Source organism: Alphaproteobacteria bacterium, from assembly GCA_018667735.1.
GTDB lineage: Bacteria > Pseudomonadota > Alphaproteobacteria > Rickettsiales > JABIRX01 > JABIRX01.
On sequence record JABIRX010000064.1, the window covers coordinates 1 to 23,613 of the forward strand.

A 23,613-nucleotide genomic window follows, 5' to 3' on the forward strand; every position below is an offset into this window, starting at 1 on the left:
GCAGCTAACAGTGGACATGCAGATGTTGTAGAAAAATTAATGGAGCGAGAAGATCTGGAGGTAAACTTACAAAAGGAAGATGGTTATAACGCACTTATGATGGCAGCTAACAGTGGACATGCAGATGTTGTAGAAAAATTAATGGAGCGAGAAGATCTGGAGGTGAACGCTCAAAATAAAGATGGTTATAACGCACTTATGATGGCAGCTAACAGTGGACATGCAGATGTTGTAGAAAAATTAATGGAGCGAGAAGATCTGGAGGTAAACTTACAAGAGAATAATGGTTTTTACGCACTTATGATGGCAGCAACAAAAGGACATACTTATGTTGTAGAACAATTGATAAAACGAAAAGATCTGAAGGTAAACTTACAAAAGGAAGATGGTTTCACAGCTCTTCTATGTGCAATCTATAATGGCCACATAAAGACTGCAGAAGCACTTATGGAGCATGGCGCTGATTTAGAACCAAAGAGCTCTGAACACACAGCTTTATCTTTAGCAACAAGTTCTGGAAATAATGAAATGATTGCTTTAGTAAAATCAGAAATACAAAAAAGAACACAGCCAAAGCCAGCACAAAACAGCTTAAAAACCTCTTCTCAATGGGTTGAAAGAACTGCAACAATAAACGCAACAACTATTCCAGCTCGATAATACATATTATTATTAAGATGGTTTTATTCATTTAGTGTTAGTTCATAAATTGTAAATCAGAATTATAGGACTAACTATAGCTTATACAAAATTCTAAGGTATAATTTATGAATAGAAAATGGCAAAAAAATTAAATTTAAATTTAGTGGCTAAAGACTTAGCGTATTTCTTAAGCAAAATTATCAAGTTAGAATATGCTGCTTTTATTAAACTATATTAGCGACTAGGTGAATTATTTGGTGCTCTAGAAGTAATAACTGCTTGCTGATGAGTTGATCTAGCTGCTACTCTTTGAAACTCTGTGCTTTTTGGATCTGAAATATTTGGATATGGGCTAAAACTTAAGCCAGCTCCCCCTCCTATAATTTCATTAATATTATCATCTATGCACAAAAATTCACTTATAGACCTTTCTATAGGCTTTAACACCTTTTCATCATAACGAACTAAACCTGTTAGCTTACTATGTAAATTTGCCAGATAACTCTCTCGATTTTCTTCATTTGTTATATTATCTACTGCTAAAAGCTCATTAAGAATTTTATAATGAAACTCAGGATAAAGTGAAGCAAGATATACAAAAGCATCAGTTGTTTCTTTTGCGTAAAACACTAGATCAAAAACATTTTCCTCTAATACTTGTTTTGTCTCTAAATTAGCGCCATTTAATAATAGTAAAAATAACATAGGATAGTTTTTTTGTAATAAGGCAATATTAACCGCATTTAAACCATTACTATTTGTAAAATTAACATCTATGTCTTTACTGCATAATAGGTAACATAATTCGAAGCTACCAATGTGAGTTGCTTGCATTAGTGGTGTAATACTTATTTCTCCCGTTTCTACTTCTCGCTTACTATAGTCAATATTTATGCCTGATTTTATTAATGATTTTGACAGCTGAATATTTTTCTTAACAATAGCATGCTTTAATATAGTCTCCCCATTTTCTTCAATATTAATATCTTCTAAAGCTAAGCCCTCCTCTAGCAATATATCGTTATCACTTTTAACTGCTTGGTGTAAAATACTTCTCATGATTTAATTATTATGCATAAAAATATCTTCTAACTCAAACTGCACTTTCTCTTTATTCTGCCAAGAATTAATTTTTATACTACCTAAAAAGGAAAATGTAGCGCGTTGATTTTTAGTGATTATTTCATAAAAGGGGCTGTCTACAGCTTGCCACAAAATTGCTTCTATCGTTTTATCATAAAAACCAGATGCATGATCTGCTATAATTAATTTAAGATGTTTGTCAGCTAACATTCTTAAATGCACTATTTTACAATTTGATAAAAGAAATTTAGGTTTATAATTATCTGTACCAAAAGGGGCAAGCAATTCTAATTCTTTACATAAATCAACGGTTAAAGCTGAGACAGCGAAATCATAATCATAATTTACTGTTTGTTCTAAATGGGCTTTCGCTGTTTCTGCCTTTAAGCTTTTCTCTAAATAATCACTAAAGTTAGTTAATTTGCTTTCTGCCACTGTAAAACCTGCGGCCATTTTATGGCCACCCCCATTTAATAATAAGCCCTCAGCCCTTGCTTTAGTTATAGCGCTACCAAAATCTACCCCCTTGATAGAACGGCATGATGCTTTACCTATACCATCAGTAAGTGAAATTACTGCTGTAGGTAAATTATATTTTTCTTTAATACGCGATGCAACTATGCCAATCACCCCTGGATGCCAGTTGCTTGCTTGCTTGCCAGCTACTGCTTGATTATATGAAATGATCACAGATTTTTGATGTAATTGCTTAGTTTCCACCTGTTGAATAGCCTCTTCTTGGACAATATGCTCTATTGCTTTACGCTCCTTATTATATTGCTCTAACTCTAAAGCTATTTTATAAGCTTCTGCTTCATCATCTGTAGATAATAATTTTGCTCCTAAACTTGCCTTACCTACTCTACCCCCAGCATTAATTCTGGGCCCTAAAATATAACCTAGATGATAAGTGTCTATTTCTTGAAAGTTTATGCCAGCAACCGCAGCTAATGCTTTCAGCCCAATATTTTTACCCTTACTCATCTGTTTTAAGCCAGTTGCAACAAAAGCTCTATTCAAATCAACTAAAGGCACTACATCACAAACTGTGCCAAGTGCAACTAAATCTAAAAACTCTAGCAAATTTGGCTCTGAATTAACCTCAAAATACTTATCTTCTCTGAGTGCTGATTGCAGAGCTACTATAACTAAAAAGCCAACTCCAGCAGCACATAAATAGCCGTAATCACTATTATCATCTTCTTGATTGGGATTTACAATAGCCAAGGCTTCTGGTTTTTCCCCAAGACTTATATGATGATCTAAAACTAAAATATCTAAGCCCATCTCTTTGGCAGCTAAAATAGGTTCAAATGCTGTAGCACCGCAATCTACTGTAATGACTAATTCGTAACCCTCTTCTTTTAGCTTACTAAAAGCATTGGTATTAGGACCGTAACCTTCTTCTATTCTATCTGGTATATAAATACCTACTTCTATGTTAAGTTTGCTAAAATAATTTTTAAGTAAAGCAGATGAAGTGGCACCATCAACATCATAATCACCAAATATAGCTATTCTTCTTTTTTTATTTATAGCATCTTTTATTATTCTAATAACATCATCCATATATTTCATATTATACGGATCTTGCATATTATGCTTTAAGGTAGGCTGTAGAAAATTCAAAACCTTCTTGCTTGAATCAAAACGCATAGCAAGTAATTCAGCAATAAAATCTGAAATATTATGTCTTTGTTGTAACTCGCTTTTAAGTTTTTCATTATATGTTCTTTTGTGCCATAAATAACCTTTTAATGATTTATTATGACTTAACTTCTCTTTTGAGCGCAAATCTTTAATTCCTATTTATCATATATAATAACCATAAAAAATTTAAGAATATAATGAATTTATTAAAAATTATATTTCTTATGCATAAATTTTAATGATTCCTTAAAGCTATAATAATTGCTTATCCAAATTGATGATGCTAAATTCTTGGTTCAAATAATCTACTACTATAATATGCTTAAAAAATATTTTTCACATATTTGGTTACCATATACCCAAATGAAAATGGCAAAATTACCTTTTTTAGTCAAAAAAACTAAAGCCTGCAATTTTATTCTAGATAATGGGGACAAATATATAGATGGCATATCTTCATGGTGGAGCGTTGCGCATGGCTATAATCACCCTCATATTGAAAAAACAATTAAAAAACAATTAAAGAAATTACCCCATATTATGTTTGCGGGTCTTGCAAATGAACCCGCCTATAAATTAGCTGCACGCCTTGTGAAGTTTGTAAAAAATGATAAGGATAAAAAAGGTCAGATTTTAAATCGCGTATTTTATTCTGACTCGGGCTCAACTGCTGTAGAGGTGGCTTTAAAGATAGTTTTGCAATATTTTTTAAATAAAGGACAAGAAAATAAAACTAAAATAATCGCCTTTCATAATTCTTATCATGGCGATACTTTGGGTGGCATGAGTCTTTCTGACACTAAAAATGGTATGCATGCTAAATTTAGTAAATTACTACCAAAACAACTAATAACTAAAATTCCTGAGAGTAAATCTGACCTAGATAAATTTGCTAATTTTATCGCAAAAAACAAAGATAAAAGCGCAGCTTTAATTATTGAACCCCTAATTCAATGTGCTGGAGGGATGAAATTTCATCAAGCAGAAATTTTAGCAGAAATAGTAAAAATATGCAAAAAAAATGACATTCTAACTATCTTTGATGAATGTGCTGTGGGCTTTTATCGCACAGGAGAAAAATTTGCTTTTCATCACACTAATATTACACCTGATATTTTATTAATTGGTAAAGCATTAACTGGTGGTTTTCTAACTTTAGCCGCAACAATGACTTCAGAAAAAATCTATAAAGCATTTTTAGCTAACTCCTTAGATAAAGCTCTTATGCATGGACCTACTTTTATGGGTAACGCTTTAGCATGTAGTGCCGCTAATGCTTCCTTAGATTTATTTGAACGCTATGATTATGCAACAAAAACTGCTAATATTGCAGATATTTTTGCAGCTGAGCTGACCGGCTTAGAAACATCTGAGAATATTAAGGAGATTAGAATAAAAGGTGCGGTAGCTGTTATTGAATTTAAGCAAATTAGTTGGTCCGAAATTTTAATTATGCGTGAAAAATTAATTACTGAAAAAATTTGGTTGCGTCCTTTTGCTAATGTTCTGTATTTTATGCCACCCTTAACTATAAAGCCAAAAGAACTAAAAAAGTTAATTCAAGCAGCTAAAAAAGTTTTATGATCTCGTATGTAGCTCTTTAGTAAAAATTAAATGATCTGCTTTAATTTTAATTAAGCAGTGATTGAAGCTGGTAGATTTCACTATTTTATCTTGCTTTATTTTTTCATATAACATTTCTAATTTAGCAAAGCGTGGTTTATATTGTGTTTGACCTATTTCCATTAAAATTTTAACCAAAATTCTAAGCGCGATTTCGGCATGTAAATTTTTAAATTTAACTAGATTTAACTTTAAGTCTCCTGCTATATTTTCTACTATGTTACCGTATTCTTTTGCTGTGGTAATTTGCAAGAAATCTCTGGCTCTAGCAAAATGTTGGCCACTTTTAATAATACGCCTCTCTATTACCTCTTTATCTTCTATTTGAGCTAAAATATGTCGCAAATCATTACGCAAATATTTTCTATCTTGATTTGTTTGATCTTCAAACCACTCCAGCTTTTGAGCTTTAGCATATGTATTTAATTCAGCTTTTTTAACTGTGAGAAAGGGTCTAAAGATTAAAAGCTCTTTAGTTATTTGAGTTAAATGAGCCATCGCAGCTAAACCATCAATTCCGCTGCCTCTACTTAATCTAATAAAAAAATTCTCTATTTGATCATCCAAGTGGTGAGCTGTAAAAATTACTTTTACTTGGTTTTCTAACGCATAATTGCTTAACAATTCATATCTAGCTTCTCTGGCTTTAGCTTCTAAGTTAGAGGTAATGTTTTCTTGATGCTCCCATTTAATTATTTTATGTTTTATATTTAAACTTTGCATTATATGTTGCACTGACAAAGCTTCCTGCTTAGCCTCCTCTCTTAAACCATGATCTATGGTTACCGTTAAAAGCTCAGCATTATGTTCTTTAGCCCAGTTATTAGCTAGAATAGCTAATACCATACTATCTACCCCGCCTGATAGAGCTACTATAAATTTAGTTAATTTGAGCTCAAAATTCTGCTCTAATATATGCGCAAATTTTTGGACTAAAATATCATTATTCATATTTTATAAATTGCTTCTAATTTATTTTACAAGCTAAAGTAACTAGCTCATCCTTTGCTTTATTCCTAAGTGATTCAGAAACTACCAAATTCGGATCTAAGAGAATTTCAAAACCTGTGCATGCCTCCTCCATTTTTTTTGCAATACTTAAGACTATGGATAATTTGAATAAAGAATCATTTCTTCGTGGGTTATTTGCGTAATCACGATAAGATATTAAGTAATTTTTTGAAGCATTATTATAATCTTCTGCTTTATAGGCTATTTCACCTAACCAAAAATAAGCTTCACCTAATTTTAAATCTTCTGGGTATTTTTCAATAAATAGCTCAAATGATCTTTTTGCTATATCGTAATTTCCTTGTTGCAGCATCTCAAAACCATATTTAAACTCTGACATATTCTCATTTAAATGCGCATCTACCACTTCTTGATCCTCTTTTGGGCTAATAGATTCTAATTTATTTGATAAAGTAATTTGTTTCTTGTCGAGCATAATTATTTGAGCCCTCAATTCAGTTACTTCTATCCTTAACTCATTTATTAAAGTTTCTAATTTTTGTATTTGATATGATGTTGCCACATTGGTGTTAATTGGTTCAACATCTGTAATCACAGCTTTTTCTGCTGCTACATTTTGACTAAAGAGCAGGATAATAACAAAATATTTCAACATTAACTAAAATCTAACCTATAATAACATTGTTAATTTATAATAAATTGAGCTCTTCTATTTTTAGCATGAGCTCTTTCGCTAGAACCTAACGACTTAGGTCTCTCCTCACCAAAACTGACAGTGCTTAATCTTTGTTTGTTTATACCAGAATTGATCAAAAAGTTTTTTACAGTGTAAGCTCTTCTTTCTCCTAAAGCTAAGTTATACTCTTTGGTGCCTCGTTCGTCACAATGCCCTTGAATTAACAATTTTTTAGCTGGGTTTTGCTTTAGCCAGGTTGCATTTTCAGCTAATTTTTTTTCTGCTCTATCATTTATCAATATGCTGTCATAAGAAAAATAAATTACATCTTCAAATATTACCTTTCTTGCTAATTTTTCTGTACTTTCTTTTACCATAATTATTGGTTTTTTAACCGGCTCTGCTGGTTCAATATTTTCTTTAGTTGCGCATGAAGCTAATAATAATATTAGTAGATATTTTTTCATTTTAAATTCTTCTCATTCTGTTCTTAGATCTTTACCTCATAGCTGCATTTTATTCAAGAGTAAAATCAACTATTTTACTTATTATTAGCTCGTAAAAATTTTGTTTCTTACTAAATAAATAATTTTCTATCTAAAACTTGCTATGAATAAGGATTAAGTTATTTTACTCAATAAAACTATATTCACATGAGCTATAATTCACTGAGAGATTTTCTAAAGATTCTAGAAAAAAACAATCATTTAATTCGCATTAAGGAACCTGTGGATACTGAATTAGAACTGACTGAAATATCACGCAGGGTTTTAGCAAAACGAGGCCCAGCCCTATTATTTGAGAATGTTATACATAAAGGTAAAAAAAGCCCCATACCAGTCTTAACTAACTTATTTAGTAACATTGAGCGCATAGCTTATGGCATGAATAGCAGTCCAGATAAATTAAAAGACATTGGCGAAACTTTAGCATTTTTAAGACAGCCAGAGCCACCAGCTAGTTTTAAAGAAGCCTTTACTATGTTGCCCCTTGCAAAGAAATTACTGCAAATGAAACCAAAAAATACCAACAAAGCACCATGCCAGGAAGTAGTGATAAAAGGTGATGACATAGATTTAAACCAATTACCAATTCAAACATGTTGGCCAAATGAACCTGCCCCTCTAATTACTTGGCCTTTAATAGTGACTAAAGGGCCAGATAAAGATAGTAAATTAGATGATTTCAATCTTGGCATATATAGAATGCAACAAGTAGGTAAAAACAAATGTATTATGCGCTGGCTAAAGCATAGAGGGGGAGCCGCTCAACATAAAAGATGGCAAGAATCAAAGCAAAAAACTCAATTCCCAGCAGCCGCTGTACTTGGTTGCGATCCTAGTATTATTTTGGCAGCAGTTGCACCTATTCCTGATAATTTATCTGAATATAAATTTGCCGGTCTCTTAAAAAATAAAGCTATTGAATTAGTAAAATGTAAAACTATAGATCTAAAAGTACCTGCACATGCTGAAATTATTATAGAGGGCTATGTAAGTTTAGACGAATATTTAGATGAGGGACCATATGGTGATCATACTGGTTATTATAATTCAGTAGAAAAATTTCCTGTATTTAACATAAGTGCCATAACTATGCGTAAAAACCCTATTTATTTAAGCACATATACAGGTAAACCTCCTGATGAACCTAGCATTTTAGGTGAGGCCTTTAATGAAATTTTTAACCCTTTATTAAAACAACAATTTCCTGAAATCATTGATTTTTGGCTACCACCAGAAGGTTGCTCTTACCGAATTGCAGTTGTGTCTATTAAAAAATCTTATGCAGGTCAGGCAAAAAGAGTAATGATGGGTGTGTGGAGCTTTTTAAGGCAATTTTTATATACAAAATTTATTATTATTGTTGATGCTAATGTTAATATAAGAGACTGGAAAGAAGTAATGTGGGCAATATCTACCAAAATGGATTTTGCTCGTGATACTACTATTATTGATAACACTCCTATCGATTACTTAGATTTTGCCTCCCCTAAATCAGGTTTAGGCTCTAAAATGGGCTTTGATGCTACTGATAAGATTGGCGCAGAAACAGATAGAGAATGGGGTGAAGAAATAAATATGAATGAAGACATCATAAATAAAGTTACACAAAATTGGTCTAAATATGGTTTAGATTAAAGCATATATTTTACCAACATAATTTAGTAAAAATATGCAACAAAAAGCCCTAAAGCAAAGTATTTTAGCTTAAGAGCTTTTGAATAACTTTAAAATTACCTCCCATGTCCTTGCTGCATTTGCTGTTCGTCAGCTAGCCTTGCTAAAAACCCAGCTTGCATAGGAGGGGCTACTTCAGTCAAGCTACCTCGTGTAGAATCTCCTGCAGCAACTCTTCGTCTTACTCCTCTTTCTGGAGGAGTGTGACCCATAGTAGAGCGATGTGACGTACTTCTACCTCCACTTCTTTCAGGGCTTGATGCAGCCTCTCTCTCATCTTCCGCTCCCCGTTGATCAGCTTCGGCAAATGATCCAAAACCTGTGCTAATTGATATAGCTTCTCTATCTATATATTTCTTTAACCTATCAATCATTGACCTACCATTTCCTTGATATCTAACTTGATCTTGTTGTGCCTCTGTTAAGGCAGCCTCTAACTTTACTCCTACAAAAATATTATCACATAGTAATTGTAACTCTTGCTTTTCAGTAGCATCAGCGAGGGTGTGACAAGATGCCAATCCTGCTAATATTGAACGTTTCCCAGCACGCTGATTCATTTCATCAAACCCTTTAATTGCTTCTATCGCTGTCTCAAACTCTGTATTTTCTACAACCTGTTTTAATCTTAATTCCATTCTTAAAGCTATATTTCTAACATGTGGTAGCTCTGTATTGGTTACAATACCGTTTGTAATATCATTATCTCTCCAAGACTTAATACACTCTTTATAATCAGTTATATTATCTGAAAGATCTGATACTTGATTGCTTAATACTAAAGAGCTTATATCCCTCGACACTATTACTCCGCAACTATGTCCATCTTTTTGCCTTGCGCTTGTCTCTAATCCATTTTGATAAGAAAAATTACCCCCTGGCACAAAAGAAAAACAGTTGTTTAATGTAATATTAATTGACTCTATTAAATCATGACGCTCTGCTGCAACCTGATCTCCTCGATATAAAGGATCATGTATGGTAAAACTTTTAGTTTGTAAATTTACTTCTAAACTTACCCAATGTTGATTATCAATATTAAATGGAATTAGTAATCTATCAGCTAAACTAGCTAAATTAGCCTGAACATAACCTGCCAAAATAAGAGGGAATGAGCTTGCTTGATTAGCTCCCATATTGTCAGCTGGAGCTAATATTACATGAGAGATGTCACTACCATCTATTGTAAAGTTATTACCTAGTACGCTATGATGTTCAACTAACCAACGCGTCAAATATTCCTGAATATTTTGATCTTCATACCAAAATCTATATTTATCATCTGCTCTATCCATAAATGCAACATTTCCAGCTCCCGCTCTCATTAACACTATTGGTTGAGAGCTAGCCAGTAAGTAAGAATATTTTCTAGACAACTCTTGTTGCCATGGTATTCCTCTATTTATTGTATGTAATTTATCTTCTATCACTCTCTCTTTATTGCCGAACACACTTCGTAATACCATAGATGAATTACCTGCATCTACAGTGCTAAAATTTCTAGAACATCTGAAGGGTATTTTTCTTCGATATACAAAACTTCTTATTTTATATCCTACATCTTTATCACTTATTGCTTGATCAAATTCTATATCTAGCGCATTTTTAATAGTCACTCTAACTCGATTTTCTAATGCAGCGTTATACCCACGACTAAATTGTGCAACTTTAATGCTCTTCTCAGCTCTAAATGGAAGCTCTAAATATTGTTTTTTGGCTTTATTATGCTCAATTATAGCTTCATCTACTGCTATTCCTTTTTCTAACAGAGTATCATATGCTGCTCTTTTTGCTTCCGCCACAGCTTTGCTTTTTTCAATCACCAATAGTCTAGCGTCGCTAAACTGTTGTGTCATCTCTGAAATAGAGCTAGTTGTTTTTGGATCATGTGTAGCTGCTTTATAATGATTATCATATGTAAAAAGCAATCCTACGGTTGTACCAGGAAAATTTTCTACTATATAATTTTTTAGTAAAATTAAAGCTAGCATGTCAAGATCTGAGGGCGAATGATCTCCATGTATATGTATGTTAATTGATCTTGCTGTATTCTGTTGTTGTGCGTCTTTATAATGATCTTTTATCTTATCTAGATTATTACTAGCTAATATCGCAAAAATATGCTCACTATGATGGTGAGTCAAACCATAATTTATTCCTGCTTCCTGTATATATGCAGCTGGTAAAATGTTGTGAACCCCTCTCTTTATAAATCTATTTGTGTAGCTTCGTTGCATACCTGCTTTAGTAGTATAGTTTTCTGGAGCAGTGTCCATATAATTATCTAGCTTATGAGCATCTATCAAATGACCTTGATCTCTCTGTCCTGGGTTTGGTTTTATTTGCATTGCATGAGTAGAAGATTTGCCATTAATCCCTGTTACTATTAACATAGGTAACATAAAATTACTACCATGAATTCTATCATCAACCCTTATTGCTGATCGCATAGATTCCCTCAATACAGAATTTATAGCAGTAGCAAATGGGATTTCCCTATGTAAATCTCTACAATTAGCTATTTGTACTTCATGTTCTATTACCTGGCTTAGATCATGATTTGGATCTCTGGCACTCTCTCTATTTCTTCTCGTCATCTCTCTTCTCTCTAAAAATTAGATTACGATTATAGCATGTTTTTTAATCACATTCAACAGTATATTTGTTTTTATACACAATTATTGCTTTATTATATTTCAAAATAAATTTAATGGTAAAATTAAAATAGCAGGTTAGGTAATATCAAGTTGGTTTTAATAGCCCTTCTATCATGATCTGAATTAAAAGCACCAACCTGCTGTATTATACCAGGTTATATTTGTAAAATGATTTTACTCAATGAGCTTTAATAAATAAATTTTAAATTAAATCGATAAATGAAATTTGATATTACCCGAATAATAAGTTTATCTTTCTAAGCCAAATTCCTTTTTATTTGATAAATAACGCTCTAAGTTACTAGTTATATGAGGGTATGCGCTTGCTTGTATTTGATGCGCTGTCTCTCCAAGCTCTTTTATATTTACCGCTAATAAGTCTTGCGCATTTTCATAAATAGTATCACTAATATAGGCTGGCAGATTATGATCCCCAGTTAATAGTAATAACGCATATGCTTTAGCTGCTGATTCTAACTGAGAGTGATCGCCCTTATCTTTTGCTTCTATATGTTCTGTGATTTTTTCTTTACAGATGCTCTCTATAGTTGGTCCCCCCAATTCATTTTTTGCATGGTGAAAACATAAAAATATATCAGCAGCATATAAAGCAGCATCCATATTTTTTTGGCATATTTCAAGTAACATTCTATCTAACTTTCTTTGAGTTTCGCTATCAACTTTCTCATTTTGGTAGCCTTGCTCTTGCAATAATGCTCTTTGCTCTACTGCTGCACTTTCTGGATCTTTAGCCCTTAGAATCTCCTCTAATATCTTTTGCTGCAGACATTTTTCTTGCTCTAACTCCTCTGCACTTAATGCTTCCTCCTCTAATTTTCTTTTCATTATAATTACATATTTTTTTATATATTTACCATACTAATATCAAAAATAACTTCAAGAAAAACCTTTGGTTTTGTATAGTATTATTTATTTAAAGCTTTTTATCATGCTATTAATTTGCACTTTTGCAACTCTTAACTTCTAGCTAGGCTATATTCTACATAAATAAATATCTATGCTAAAACTGTTCTGCAAAATAGAAAATTTATTATTTTAAAGTTAAGCAATGCACATAACTTTATTTGCTGCTAGTAATAAAAGGGCAAATAGCAACCAAATAACATGGTAAATAATATTGTTAATTTAAGTGCCACAAAAAGTTTGATAATTCTCATCTATAATTTCTGCTGGCAGCATATATTTTATATTTTTCTGCTGTTCATTATATGGCTTTGCTAAAATCTTATGTAATTTCTCAAAATAACTAAAATCATTATATTTAACAGCCTGCCAGATCACCTCCTCAACTAGATGATTACGCGGTATATAGGCAGGATTTGCTTTTAACATTAAAGGCTGGCGCTGCCTTATTGTGCTAGACTCATATTTTAAACGTGCATCATATGCTAAGTACCATTTTTTATAAGCAGGGTTTTCTGGATATATTTTATGGAAATTTCTTGCTTTCAGGTTATTTTGACCATAGTAACATAACGACCTAAATGATAAATGGAAATCAGCTTGATGTTTTTCTAATAAGTTTAAATAATCTGTAAATAACCCCACATCATCTGCCCTTTCTGTAATTAAACCAAATTTTTTGCGCATCTCGATCAACCAATATTTTTGATATAGTTGAGGGAATTTTTCTAATTCAGTTCTAGCCAGTAAAATAGCTTTATCTAACTTATTATCTAATAATGTAATGATAGCATCTGCAAAACGGGTTAAATTCCAAGCAGCTATATTTGGCTGGTTTGCATATGCATATCTTCCATAATAATCAATAGCACTAAATTTTCTATCTGGTTTATATGTATCCAGAAAGGCGCATGGCCCATAATCGATAGTCTCACCACAAATACTCATATTATCTGTATTCATAACTCCGTGAATAAAACCCTTCATTATCCAACTAACGATTAATTTTGTTTGCGCTGCAATTACTCCGCGTAATAAAGCTAAATATGGGTTATCATCTTGATTACATGTAGCGTAATGACGCTTTATCGTATAATCAGCTAACTTTTTTAATGCATCCTGTTGTTTTTGCGCAGCAAAATATTGAAAAGTACCAACTCTAATATGACTTGAAGCAATTCTGGTAAATATACCTCCAGGTAAAATTTTATCTCTTACCACTTCTTCACCACTTGCAACCATTGCTAATGCTCTTGTAGTTTTAATGCCAAGCGCATACATGGCCTCGCTCATTAAATATTCTCTAATTACAGGTCCAAGCGCACTTCTACCATCACCACGCCGCGAAAAAGGAGTTTGCCCAGAACCTTTCAATTGCAAATCAAAAATCTGACCTTTTTTATTTGCAAGTTCACCAAGTAACACAGCTCTACCATCCCCTAATTTAGGTGTAAAATTACCAAATTGATGACCAGCATACGCTGTTGCAATTGGCTCTGCTCCTTCTGGTATATAGTTTCCCGCACAAAAATTCACTCCTGCTTTAGAAGTTAGCTTTTTTACATCTAAACCAAATTCTTGGGCTAATTGATGGTTTAATTTTAATAAAACAGGTTTACTTACAGCTGTTGGCTTACTAGATACATAAAAAGATTTAGGTAATTTCGCATAAGTATTAACAAAATTTAACCCTGCAAATGATTGTTTTTTTTTCATAATAAAATATAATTAATTGAAATTAAAGTGCAAAACCAGCTTTACAAGCTCCATCTAATTCCGCAAATTTAGCATCTCCCTCATGTAACTCACTCGTGCTTTTACTTATCCTTTTCAAGATATTCACAAAATCTTGTGTATCACCTTGTATCGCCTTCATTAAAACTTCGGTTATTTTGCCATTTTTCATTGAACTCATGCCATCCTTATTTAATTCTGACTTTATCAACTCTAACTTACAACCTATTCTTTCTTGCAGCTTAACTGAATCATTATAATCTAATTGTAATTTTTCTATAAGCTTACTATCACTTAGCTTTTTAGAATATATTGCATCATCATCTAATTTAAAGGCTCCCAGTGGCTTACTATAGCTCTTTTTTTGCTCGATTAAAGCATCTATGCGTGCCTCTAAACTATAAAATTCTTTAGCATCTGGGTTTCTTCCAAACTTAGATTCTGTTGCATCTGCCACTGTTCCATTATCTAATGCTAGAGTAAAGCTACTCTTTAAACTTTCGAGATAGTTTAAAGTAGAATATATACCCTTCTGCGTAAATTCTAAATTTGCACTTAACAAACTTAGACCTGATAATAATTGGTTATATTTATGCTCTAATGCTCTATATTTTTCTTTACGCATTGAAATTATTTGCGTTATTTTACCATCCACTCCTAATATTGTCTCAGCTGATATTTGAGCTGCTAATTGATTAACCTTACTTAAAGATTCTCTTTTTTGCTCTTGCATTAATTTTTCCTTAGCCTTTAATTTAACTGAACTAGTTTTTTGCGCTCTATTTTGCTTTGCCCTTTGGCTAAATTTAACTTTTGCAGCTAATGCATCTTCTTTTGCTAATAACTCAGCGGCTATTATATCGGCTCTTTTTTGTTGATCCTGTTTATTTTGTTGTTCTGTTATGCTTGATTTAGCCTTGATTAAATCACTGCTATTTCTTTCTGTTGTTGCTATTTCTTTTGAGATTTTTGATGGTTTAGATTTTCGGCGCTCCAATATAAGGTTAAGTTCTTGATATTTTTTAATATTATTTTTAATATTCAACAAAGCCTTAGCTGCGTTACTTCCTACCTTGCTTAAATCTGCTCCTGTTAGTCCCTTATTGGCTTGAATAACAGCTTTTTCTACCTTATGAATTGCTAACTCATTTTTACCTATGTTAAATCTGATGTTTTTGCACAATTCATCTATTTGCTTATCTTGTAAAATGCTAATAGTTTTAACATTAATTTTCCCATTTTCAAACATGATGTCTTGCTCTTTTAAGCCAAGCTCAAAGCCAACTAACTCTTTAACTAATTGTGTAAATTCTTGAGCATCATTTGGGTCATCTTTATAGCACAAATAATCTTGATATAATTTATAAGCTTTATAACTAGAAACACCTATAAATAGCCCAACCGCCCCTTGTATTAATGTTCTCATAACATCCAAATTAAGTTAGCTTACATTATAGCTGATTTTACTATGATTGTAAAGAAGCTGGAAAATTACGCTATACTACTTTCTAACATCCATGCATTCTTTTGATGAACCTCAATTCTATCTGTAACAATTGTAGCTGTAACCTCATCACCAATCTCTTGTGCTGATTTTAATACTGAACTTAGAGTTTTAACTATTATATGTTGGTCCCTCAGTAATTCTGCAATCATTTTTTCAGCGGGTAAATCCTCATGACCTTCTTCTAAATGCGTTAATTCTGCGTATTTAGCATAGGTTGCTGGAACTTTAGAGCCAACAGCTCTTACCCTTTCGGCTAATAAATCTATGGCTGAAAATAAATCATTATATTGGTCTTCAAACATTAAATGTAACGATTTAAAATGGGGACCTGTTACATTCCAGTGATAATTTTGCGTTTTTATATATAAAACAAAACTATCAGCAACAGCTGAAATCAAACCATCAATAACCTTTTTTTTACTCATTATCACCTCTTCTAGCATTATAATAAAACGGCCAAATCTTAACATGACCTTATATTCATTGTAGCTTAATTTCAGCTTAATAACAAATTTTATTTAGAGGAAGTTGACAAAATTACTAACAGAAATTTTTCACTTCGCTTTTACAGTCGTTCCTCTTGGTCTTGTTAATTTAGTAATAACTTTTCTTTATAACAGGCAATATACAACCCGCATGTTGCTAAGAGGGTGGGAATTGAGTGATAGTGACAAAAAAGAAAAGCTAACAAAACTAAATATACAAAATTAGTTATTTAGCATCTTCAGATATTGTTTTAAAACCTTTATCAAACTGTATGGAAGTTTTTCACTTCTAACACCCTTTAGATTTTGACTTTTATCAATGTAAATAAAAAATGGGGCGTTCTGTTGCTCGGTGCCCCTGACCGCATTTATGCAGATCCGCTTATTTGACAATCGCCAAAATTAAGCAGCTTGTGCATATTGAACTGCGAAGTTATCGTTCGCAGCTACTGCAAAATTATCGTTTGCATTCGTAAAATTGATGATTTTATAGCTCTAAAGCTAACCAGGCTAATCAGCCTGAACGAAAATTATCCCTTTTAATATCCTGTCGAAGCTATGTCACCCCCATAAAATCTTTTTGGTGGAGGTGCCGGGCACCGCCCCCGGGTCCAAAATATTTACTTAAAATAACGTTTATCGTTATAGTGCAAAACACATTTCTTACTTTATATTTTTTTTAGAATTTGGTCAAGCAACAAATAAACTTAGCTATGAAATTAAAATCATTTGCATATTCTTGAATTGGACTTAAAATGAATATCATAAAAAAAATATATTATGTCAGCATTAGATACGCAAAAAGCAGAAATTGAAACTTTAAGAGAAACTACAAAACCAACCTTTAGAGCGATTAGCGAAGGTTTGGAAGAAATCCTATATAAAGCATTTCCAGTTTTAGATCATGGCTTTGTTAGGGTAGTAGATTACATGGGTAATGACGCAGCTATAGTGCAAGCGGCAAGAGTTTCATATGGTAGCGGCACCAAACAAGTTAGACAAGATAAAGGCCTGATTAATTATCTAGTAAGACATCGTCACACTACTCCTCTTGAGATGTGTGAAATTAAATTTCATATAAAATTACCTATTTTTATCGCAAGGCAATGGATTAGACATAGAACAGCTAATGTTAATGAATATTCTGCCAGATATTCAATTTTAGCTAAAGAGTTTTATATTCCCCAAAAAGAGCATTTAGCAGCACAATCACAAATAAATAACCAGGGTAGAGGAGAGAACCTAAGTGATGCAGAAGCAAATCAAGTATTAGAATTATTAAAGCAAGATTCATTACAAACATATCAGCATTATGAAGAAATGTTAAATCATGATGAAGATGGCAATATTTTAGATGAAAAAAAAGCTGGCCTGGCAAGAGAGTTAGCTAGAATGAATTTAACGCTAAATTATTACACTGAGTGGTATTGGAAAATTGACTTACATAATTTACTACATTTTTTATATTTAAGAGCAGATTCGCATGCGCAATATGAAATTAGAGAATATGCTAAAGCTATGCTTGATTTAGTTGAAAAATGGGTGCCAATTGCATATGAAGCTTTTGTTGATTATCGCCAAGACGCTGTTGAACTATCAGGCAAAATGGTTGCCTCATTGAAAAAAATTATTAAAGGAGAAAACTTAGATTTTGAAAGCTCCACCATGTCTAAAAGAGAATGGGCTGAATTTAAAAATATTTTTGAATTAAAGCTCTAAATACAGGGTATATTATACCGAGACAACAGAGTAAGCAGAGTGTCTCCCTTAGTAAAATTAGCAAATATTTTAGAATGCTCTGTAGAGAATTTAATAGGATCGCACAAAGAACATGTTCAAATTAAACCAAAATATGCTGATATTTATGATGACTGCAGTATATATATTGAAGCATATATGGAAAGAAATATTAGTAGCTGACAAAAATCTTATGATGAAATTTTATCTGATAAACGCTAGTGATAGCTTGGATAAGGTAAAAGAGACAAATAGAATTGCTGTTTTATTAAACTCGGCGAGAGAAAAATAACTCTAAATTATTTAATTGATATGAACTATATTTTAAAAAGCATAGAATCACTAAACAACTTAAAACAAAAGAAGCTGCTCTTATATTTTTCAGGAAGCATTATTGATTGTTATTTGCTAAAAACTCTTCTCAAAAAAACAGATTGTCAAATATTAGTCTATTATTTTAATAAAAGCACTTATCAATCTGAAAACAGCCTAGAAAACACCAAAGAGTTAGTGGAAAATCTTAAAATATTAACCTACTTCTTAAAAAATTTCCGAAGTTTTACAAGTAAAGAAATAGATTTATCTGAATTTAAAAATTTTGGTTTAAAAACCAACCTAGATGATATTTCGTCTCATATAAAATTATTCCCATTAATCACAAAAGAATTAGGAGAATTTGATTATTATATTAGCTCTTCTTCTAAAGAGTTAACAAATAATCAATTCGTAAATTTAGTAAATTATATTGAGTTAAATCGTAACAAATTTCCTATTGATAAATATTTAACTCCATTTGGCAGTTTTGAGAAAAAAGAAGTTATCGTTGAGGCGTTATCAAATAGTCTAACTATTAATGATATTAACTTTGAAAGAATTTACAATGAGAATAAAGATTTTATTGAAGAAATAAAAATATTTGAATTTAAAGACGATAATAAAACCAAAGCAGATAAATTAATTAATGTAAATACAGATTTTAACACTATTTTTAGATATTTAATATCTAAATCAACCTTGACTGCCTGCACTAATATAGTTGAACATTATGGAGCAAATATTGACAAAAAGATTTATATTCACTTACTGTCAAACGCTATCACTTGCAATCCATATAGAGAGAAACTTGTAACTTACAGCGTTGTTCAAGGGAAAATTACTGATGAAGAGTTAAACCAAGTCCTTAGGAATTATGTTGATAATTTTGCTGGATTTAAAACCATATCAACCAAAGAAAAGATAGATGAGGTTTATTATTTTTTTAATCTTTATGGACATAAAATCACAGAAGAAACAAAAGATTATTTAATGTGGGTTTCAATCAAGTGGAAAGATTGGATAAATGAAGAATTATTAGAAACACTAGTTGATTTAGGTTGTGATATTGGAGATTTATTAATCAGAACTATTGGATTTTTTGTTGAAAAAGAAGCTGAACAAAAAGCATTCATTTTTATAGAAAAATATAAGGATAGAATACACCAACTTCAATTGAATGAAGCCTTATTAACTGCCTTTAAAGCTAAATTCTTTAATTTATATTATAAATTAATTGAATATGGGGCAGATAAAAAAATAATACAATTTCATAGTTTTTGCTATTCTGCAAATTTATGGAAAAAAACATCTGATATTAAAGTTGGTCGTGTTTATTGGAGAAAAAAAGACAGAATCATAATATCTGAAATATTAAAAGAGTTAGACAATCCTCAAAATAAAGTACCACCAGTTTTTCATATTACCGGTTCAAACGGTAAAGGTTCTGTATGTGCCTTTCTAAAATCAATATTAGAAGCAAATGGATATAAAGCTCATATGTTTACTTCTCCCTCTATTATGAGAGATAACGAGAATATTATAATAGCAGGACAAGAAATAAGTGATGAGTTATATTATCAATATCTCGTAAGAGTTGAAGAAGCATTTAATAAAATAAAAGATACTGAATCTTTTAAACAAAAAATAGATGAAGCAAATAAAGCTGACACTCTAACCCAAAAACAAATAGAAGAAGATAATTATTTAGAATGGTCTTTTATAATTCCCGTAATGGCACTGGCATTTTCAGAAAATAAGGCAGATGCCACAATAGTTGAAGTTGTGACTGGTGGCGAACACGATATGACGAATATATTTGATGAGAAGACAACCATTGCAACAATTATTAACACAATTATTTATGGCGATAGTCACGCTGAGATTTTCAAAAATATAGAAGATACTACTAGTCAAAAATCAAGATTATCTAAAAATGACGTTCCTATTATTTGTTCAGCCCAACAAAATAATGTATTAGACATTATTAAAAAAGTAGCGAACGAGAAAAACTCCCCTTTACTACTAGAAAGCAAGGACTGGATTAGTGAGATTGAAGAGGGTTATTTTATATATAAAGGCTTTGGTAAAGAGTTAAAATTACAGAAACCAAACTTAGTTGGAGATATACAGATTAGTAATGCTTCCATCGCTTTAACTGCTTTATTGAAGAATTATGATAAATTTAAGATAGATGAAGAGAAAGCATCAAAAGCCATAAACACAACTAGCCTTATAGGTAGATTGAGCAATATAACAAACGATGTTCAAAAATTTGATTATAAGAAAATATATTTTGGAACAACAAAAGTTGGCAATTTAAGTATTATGGAACAGTTCTCACAGGGCACAGATCTCATTCTGACAGTTACAGGATATACAAACGAATTTATAGGAGGGTTGTTAGCAAAAAACATGAAAAACTTTCACCAAATAATTCTTGTAAAAAAAGGTAACAATTTAATCTTTAATAATAAGTTGCAGAAAATAAGTAATTTTACTGACAAACAACACCTCTCTAGCTCCATCACTAGAATTTGTTCTATGCCAAGTAAAGCTACAAATTTATTAATCCTAAATACAGGAGTTTCTACTTTTCCTAAAAATTACCTCGCAATTCTTAATGAATTAAAACAATCAAACTTTAAAGAAGATTTAGAATTTGCGAAAAAGCATAAATTATTAGACGAGCTACAGCTTTCAATAATGGAAGGGAGGGGTATTACGTCCTCATAACTTACTTATACAAAAGAGAAAAAATACTTTTGAGTAATTTTATATTTTAGGAGCAAAAGAACTCGGTATTAACTGTGAAGACTTGTTCTAAGTATATTATCTAATTAATTTTCAGCTATTAAGTCTAACAAAAAAACTCCTAAATTTGTAGCAAAAGTGAAGAAATTGTGATTTAAGTAAACTTTCTTGACTGAACTTCTATCTCATCTGGTTTCATAAAGAGTAGCTCTTGCCATACAAGCTATTAGAGATATATCGGCAAAGCTAAATTTAAGCATTAATTCGTTGATTGATTAATCTGATATTCTGTTTAAAGACACCTTGATTTTCAGCTAAAACTTTACATTGAGAAAGAGCAGCTCTTGTTTTGTCTATTATATTATCAACTTTTTCTTTAGGTATTTTAGAATCTTCACCTAATTTAATCAGATGATCAATTGTAGGGTTTTTTCCTTCGCCCATTACCATGTTACTTTGTTCTCCTCGTGGCCCAAAGGAAAATGTCAAATCATATGCTGGTGAAACTTTCCACTCTCCTGTTTTATCCATTAAAAAACTGAAATTTTTTGAATGATCATCACGATTATGGGACATTACATTAAACACAGCTAATCGAAACAATTTTTCAATCTCACCCATATCTTTTGTGAGATTAGTAGTTAAGGCAATTAAATCTTGGTAATCAAGGGATGGCAACCTAAAGTCTGAATGTAACAATCCACATGCTGTATGAGTATGAAACCGTTGAAGATTACTTCTATCTAAACGTTTTATGGCAAAATAACCTGGGCTATTCTTTGATTCAAACAAATGAATATCAGGCATTAAAATACCAGCATTTTTAGCCATTAATCCATAGACATATTCTATTTCTCCTGCATCATATCCATCTTGATTATTGCTAAATTTGACAATCCAAGGTTGGTAATTATCTGTAATTTCATTAATACCATAGATTATCTTTTTTAAATCATTGCTGATTGCAACTAGGGCTTTTGGTCTTGCACCAGCAGATGAGCCATTAAAAGCCAAAAGTTCTTTTAAAACCTCATCAGATCCACCATTTAATACTTGTTTAGATTGTCGAGCCAAAATATCCAAATTAACATTAAGATGTTTTTCATTAATGCCTTGGTCAGGTTCAAAAATTAAAGCACCAAGAGCATTAGTACCAATATATGTTAAACGATCTAAAGGTGTTATTTCGGAAATCAGCATGACATTCGAGCGTGTGAAACGATCAAATAGCAAACGTCCCCAACCATCTGGAAGACTATCATTAAAAACGCCGCAAAGTCCTTCGAACAAATTAGGATCAAACTTAAAGATAGTTGGTTGTAAAGGTAAGTGAAATGGCTAAATGTTAAGATTCAATTTTAAGAACGACTCTTCATATTGGAAGTATATTTGTCTCTTGTTTAAAGCAAGACGACCAACTGGGATGATTGCTTGACCAAAATTTAAACTGACTTTGACTTCTCTAATTAAATTTTTCATTTCCTCTTTCCTCTCTTTCGCTCTTGTTTTGCATCAGCCTTCAATACTTCATCTATCGAAGAAAATGCAATTTCATTTTTTTCGATAGACTTAACGATCTTTTCTAAACCACTTAATACCATTTGCAGCTTTAAAAACGACTCTAATGAGATTATGCTTTTTTGTTCAAATTTTCTTAATGTAGCCAAAGGAACTCCAGATCGCTCTGACAAGCCTTGTTGGGTTAAATTCATGTTAAGCCTTTGCAAGCGTGAATTAATGGCAATTTGTTCTTGAGTTTTTTTTTACAGTCGTAAGTAACATTATTATAGCATTTAATTAATACTATAATGGTGCTACAATGATAGAGTTTTGTCAATTTTAGAAATTTTGAACATTAATAATGTTTAAAAGCATCAAGGTAAAAATTGCAATAGGACGTGATGTACTGTAACTTTGTTTCAAAAAATCTAACATTTAAATAAAGTTAATGACACGAACCGCTGACTAAACTTCTGTCTCACTGCATCTCTTCTTTATACTTCAAGTATTATACTTGAAGTATAATTAACTAATATTAAATCTCTTTGGACTTACTTTAATACTGTTTGTTTCTTCAATATCATCTCACCCTGTTTTTTTTAAATGCAAAATAGCACCATTAGCAACTTTCTCGTAATTTTCATTACTTGCTTTTTCTACTTCCTTTTTAATTGCCCTTAAATCTTTAATTGATTTGCTATGGTCGCCTTTAAGTAACCTGTTTTTCTTTTCATATTCTAAATTAAAAAACCAATCTAAAATTCTATTGAGATAATAATACTTTAACCATATCACTCTCTTCTTTAGAAAGCTTTTTATATCCTCTTACATATGGCCATCCGTACCCCCAGCGAAATTTAGTTGGTAAATATGGGGTACCACCAACACGAACACCAAGCAACATCAACTGGGCAACCCTCCCATTCCCTACTTTTTCTACACATTCTTTTAAAGCATTATCTGCTACAACTCGCTCCTCATATACTCCTCCCTGCCAATATGACTTATCGTGTCTTGTACAGCAATGCATCCACAACTCTTTCTCAGCAATTGTACCATTGGGAAAGCTACTACAACCATCCGTTGTGAAAGGCTTGATAATATTTTTAGCATTACAATTATAGGAAAATGATACCATACACACTGTAGCTATTAATAATCTAAAAAACGTCATTTC

At 31.8% G+C, this 23,613-nt stretch carries 19 protein-coding genes, 1 other RNA gene and 1 pseudogene; 6 read left to right on the forward strand and 15 right to left on the reverse strand.

The features are described from left to right. Positions 1–660: ankyrin repeat domain-containing protein (locus HOH73_06560; GenBank protein ID MBT5828516.1), on the forward strand; the 660-nt coding region annotated here is incomplete at its 5' end. Positions 661–876: 216 nt separating this feature from the next. Here the strand turns inward: HOH73_06560 and HOH73_06565 are convergent. Together HOH73_06565 and recJ are read right to left on the reverse strand one after the other, a co-directional pair. Then, positions 877–1,701: a hypothetical protein gene (locus HOH73_06565; GenBank protein ID MBT5828517.1), complete on the reverse strand. Its 825-nt coding sequence runs from the start codon at positions 1,699–1,701 to the stop codon at positions 877–879. Between the two features lie 3 nt (positions 1,702–1,704). Then, positions 1,705–3,519 carry a single-stranded-DNA-specific exonuclease RecJ gene (gene recJ, locus HOH73_06570; GenBank protein ID MBT5828518.1) on the reverse strand — a complete coding sequence of 605 codons (1,815 nt, stop codon included), beginning with the start codon at positions 3,517–3,519 and terminating at the stop codon, positions 1,705–1,707. Positions 3,520–3,693: 174 nt separating this feature from the next. Here recJ and HOH73_06575 point away from each other — a divergent pair, with 174 nt between their 5' ends. Beyond that, the gene (locus tag HOH73_06575) at positions 3,694–4,959 is read left to right on the forward strand and encodes an adenosylmethionine--8-amino-7-oxononanoate transaminase (protein MBT5828519.1); all 1,266 of its coding nucleotides are present in this window, start codon (positions 3,694–3,696) and stop codon (positions 4,957–4,959) included. Here the strand turns inward: HOH73_06575 and tilS are convergent. From tilS to pal, 3 genes are read right to left on the reverse strand one after another with little or no spacing between them, the layout of a single operon-like run. Beyond that, positions 4,954–5,949, reverse strand: a complete 996-nt coding sequence (gene tilS, locus HOH73_06580; protein MBT5828520.1) for a tRNA lysidine(34) synthetase TilS — start codon at positions 5,947–5,949, stop codon at positions 4,954–4,956. The two genes, HOH73_06575 and tilS, sit on opposite strands and share 6 nt — an antisense overlap. Positions 5,950–5,965: 16 nt before the next feature. Continuing rightward, a complete protein-coding gene (locus HOH73_06585; protein ID MBT5828521.1) occupies positions 5,966–6,625 on the reverse strand; it encodes a tetratricopeptide repeat protein in 660 nt (219 codons plus the stop codon). A 29-nt stretch (positions 6,626–6,654) separates the two neighbouring features. After that, the gene (pal, locus tag HOH73_06590) at positions 6,655–7,113 is read right to left on the reverse strand and encodes a peptidoglycan-associated lipoprotein Pal (protein MBT5828522.1); all 459 of its coding nucleotides are present in this window, start codon (positions 7,111–7,113) and stop codon (positions 6,655–6,657) included. A 186-nt stretch (positions 7,114–7,299) separates the two neighbouring features. On the opposite strand from pal, the gene HOH73_06595 reads away from it, so the two are divergent. Then, positions 7,300–8,787: a UbiD family decarboxylase gene (locus HOH73_06595; GenBank protein ID MBT5828523.1), complete on the forward strand. Its 1,488-nt coding sequence runs from the start codon at positions 7,300–7,302 to the stop codon at positions 8,785–8,787. Positions 8,788–8,882: 95 nt separating this feature from the next. Here the strand turns inward: HOH73_06595 and HOH73_06600 are convergent, their stop codons facing one another. The 6 genes from HOH73_06600 to ssrA form a co-directional block, all read right to left on the reverse strand. Then, positions 8,883–11,423 (reverse strand): hypothetical protein, encoded by a 2,541-nt coding sequence (locus tag HOH73_06600; GenBank protein ID MBT5828524.1) that lies wholly within the window; start codon positions 11,421–11,423, stop codon positions 8,883–8,885. 309 nt (positions 11,424–11,732) lie between these two features. Further along, the gene (locus HOH73_06605; protein ID MBT5828525.1) at positions 11,733–12,329 is read right to left on the reverse strand and encodes a hypothetical protein; all 597 of its coding nucleotides are present in this window, start codon (positions 12,327–12,329) and stop codon (positions 11,733–11,735) included. Between the two features lie 300 nt (positions 12,330–12,629). Beyond that, positions 12,630–14,123 carry a YdiU family protein gene (locus HOH73_06610; GenBank protein MBT5828526.1) on the reverse strand — a complete coding sequence of 498 codons (1,494 nt, stop codon included), beginning with the start codon at positions 14,121–14,123 and terminating at the stop codon, positions 12,630–12,632. Between the two features lie 22 nt (positions 14,124–14,145). Then, on the reverse strand, positions 14,146–15,567 hold the full coding sequence (locus HOH73_06615; protein ID MBT5828527.1) for a hypothetical protein: 1,422 nt from the start codon (positions 15,565–15,567) through the stop codon (positions 14,146–14,148). Positions 15,568–15,632: 65 nt separating this feature from the next. Then, complete coding sequence (locus HOH73_06620; protein MBT5828528.1) at positions 15,633–16,073, reverse strand: DNA starvation/stationary phase protection protein; 441 nt, start codon at positions 16,071–16,073, stop codon at positions 15,633–15,635. 391 nt (positions 16,074–16,464) lie between these two features. Continuing rightward, positions 16,465–16,831, reverse strand: a transfer-messenger RNA (tmRNA) gene (gene ssrA, locus HOH73_06625). An 82-nt stretch (positions 16,832–16,913) separates the two neighbouring features. On the opposite strand from ssrA, the gene HOH73_06630 reads away from it, so the two are divergent. From HOH73_06630 to HOH73_06640, 3 genes are all read left to right on the forward strand, one after another. Continuing rightward, a complete protein-coding gene (locus HOH73_06630; GenBank protein MBT5828529.1) occupies positions 16,914–17,852 on the forward strand; it encodes an FAD-dependent thymidylate synthase in 939 nt (312 codons plus the stop codon). Between the two features lie 145 nt (positions 17,853–17,997). Next, positions 17,998–18,162: a hypothetical protein gene (locus HOH73_06635; protein MBT5828530.1), complete on the forward strand. Its 165-nt coding sequence runs from the start codon at positions 17,998–18,000 to the stop codon at positions 18,160–18,162. A 20-nt stretch (positions 18,163–18,182) separates the two neighbouring features. Next, the gene (locus tag HOH73_06640; GenBank protein MBT5828531.1) at positions 18,183–20,918 is read left to right on the forward strand and encodes a hypothetical protein; all 2,736 of its coding nucleotides are present in this window, start codon (positions 18,183–18,185) and stop codon (positions 20,916–20,918) included. 270 nt (positions 20,919–21,188) lie between these two features. On the opposite strand, the pseudogene HOH73_06645 reads toward HOH73_06640, so the two are convergent. The 4 genes and pseudogenes from HOH73_06645 to HOH73_06660 form a co-directional block, all read right to left on the reverse strand. Then, a pseudogene (locus HOH73_06645) lies at positions 21,189–22,415 on the reverse strand (type II toxin-antitoxin system HipA family toxin). Further along, the gene (locus HOH73_06650; GenBank protein MBT5828532.1) at positions 22,412–22,681 is read right to left on the reverse strand and encodes a transcriptional regulator; all 270 of its coding nucleotides are present in this window, start codon (positions 22,679–22,681) and stop codon (positions 22,412–22,414) included. Before HOH73_06650 ends, HOH73_06645 begins: the two are co-directional and overlap by 4 nt. Before the next feature lie 340 nt (positions 22,682–23,021). Beyond that, a complete protein-coding gene (locus HOH73_06655) occupies positions 23,022–23,231 on the reverse strand; it encodes a hypothetical protein (protein ID MBT5828533.1) in 210 nt (69 codons plus the stop codon). Next, positions 23,200–23,574, reverse strand: coding sequence for a hypothetical protein (locus HOH73_06660; GenBank protein MBT5828534.1), 375 nt, complete (start codon positions 23,572–23,574; stop codon positions 23,200–23,202). Before HOH73_06660 ends, HOH73_06655 begins: the two co-directional genes overlap by 32 nt. Between the last annotated feature and the right edge of the window lie 39 nt (positions 23,575–23,613).

Excerpts from the sequence above, each read along its gene's own strand:
- pal (MBT5828522.1), bottom strand. The coding sequence starts at position 7,113 with ATGAAAAAATATCTACTAATATTATTATTAGCTTCATGCGCAACTAAA.
- HOH73_06660 (MBT5828534.1), bottom strand. The coding sequence starts at position 23,574 with ATGGTATCATTTTCCTATAATTGTAATGCTAAAAATATTATCAAGCCT.
- HOH73_06595 (MBT5828523.1), top strand. The coding sequence starts at position 7,300 with ATGAGCTATAATTCACTGAGAGATTTTCTAAAGATTCTAGAAAAAAAC.
- HOH73_06620 (MBT5828528.1), bottom strand. The coding sequence starts at position 16,073 with ATGAGTAAAAAAAAGGTTATTGATGGTTTGATTTCAGCTGTTGCTGAT.
- HOH73_06585 (MBT5828521.1), bottom strand. The coding sequence starts at position 6,625 with ATGTTGAAATATTTTGTTATTATCCTGCTCTTTAGTCAAAATGTAGCA.
- HOH73_06635 (MBT5828530.1), top strand. The coding sequence starts at position 17,998 with ATGATGACTGCAGTATATATATTGAAGCATATATGGAAAGAAATATTA.
- HOH73_06565 (MBT5828517.1), bottom strand. The coding sequence starts at position 1,701 with ATGAGAAGTATTTTACACCAAGCAGTTAAAAGTGATAACGATATATTG.
- HOH73_06640 (MBT5828531.1), top strand. The coding sequence starts at position 18,183 with ATGAACTATATTTTAAAAAGCATAGAATCACTAAACAACTTAAAACAA.
- HOH73_06605 (MBT5828525.1), bottom strand. The coding sequence starts at position 12,329 with ATGAAAAGAAAATTAGAGGAGGAAGCATTAAGTGCAGAGGAGTTAGAG.
- HOH73_06610 (MBT5828526.1), bottom strand. The coding sequence starts at position 14,123 with ATGAAAAAAAAACAATCATTTGCAGGGTTAAATTTTGTTAATACTTAT.
- tilS (MBT5828520.1), bottom strand. The coding sequence starts at position 5,949 with ATGAATAATGATATTTTAGTCCAAAAATTTGCGCATATATTAGAGCAG.
- HOH73_06615 (MBT5828527.1), bottom strand. The coding sequence starts at position 15,567 with ATGAGAACATTAATACAAGGGGCGGTTGGGCTATTTATAGGTGTTTCT.
- HOH73_06600 (MBT5828524.1), bottom strand. The coding sequence starts at position 11,423 with ATGACGAGAAGAAATAGAGAGAGTGCCAGAGATCCAAATCATGATCTA.
- HOH73_06630 (MBT5828529.1), top strand. The coding sequence starts at position 16,914 with ATGTCAGCATTAGATACGCAAAAAGCAGAAATTGAAACTTTAAGAGAA.
- HOH73_06575 (MBT5828519.1), top strand. The coding sequence starts at position 3,694 with ATGCTTAAAAAATATTTTTCACATATTTGGTTACCATATACCCAAATG.